Genomic DNA, 569 nt, shown 5'->3' with positions numbered 1-569 from the left:
TTTAACATTAATGAATAAGTTTTTAGCGATTTTCTCAATTGCAGCTGCACTTTGTAGTTGTAAAAACAATTCTCTTACCTATTTCGACCAGAAACCTCCTTCTACTACTCCTATTCTATTCGCACCATCACTTGTGAATACAGACAGTATAGAACTCAATGTAGTATTCAATTACGACAATACAGAAATGTTCTTTTCAAGAATCGTTGATAATAGTTTTGTTATCCATCATTCTGAACTGATTAATGGTAAGTGGTCTGACATTGAACCTATTAAATTGTATGACGACAGTGTCTTGGTTTCAGTCGCTTGTGACCCTACAATCACCCAAGATGGCAAGACCATGTATTTTCTCGGTGTAGACCCAAAGCTTTACAAAAATGATGTTTCACGAGAAGAGCTCTACACCATACCACCAGATATTTATATGAGCAAAAAAGTGGAAGGCAAATGGCAATTGGCCTCTAAAGTTAATTTTTCAATATCTACGGAATATCTGGAAACCTACCCTGTAGTTACTGCGGATGGGAGTTTATATTTTCGCTCAAACAGACCCAGTGATGAAGGAG

Annotated in this window: 1 protein-coding gene; it reads left to right on the top strand. The window is 36.7% G+C overall.

Annotated features, from left to right (window positions below; genetic code table 11):
* Positions 1 to 10 precede the first annotated feature (10 nt).
* On the top strand, positions 11 to 569 hold a 559-nt coding region (locus tag E1176_RS00270), incomplete at its 3' end, for a PD40 domain-containing protein (protein WP_185152466.1).

The sequence above is a fragment of the Fulvivirga aurantia genome (assembly GCF_009711475.1).
Classification (GTDB): Bacteria; Bacteroidota; Bacteroidia; order Cytophagales; family Cyclobacteriaceae; genus Fulvivirga; species Fulvivirga aurantia.
Note: the sequence above shows the minus strand (reverse complement) of the source record. Positions and strands in the feature narration are given on the sequence as shown.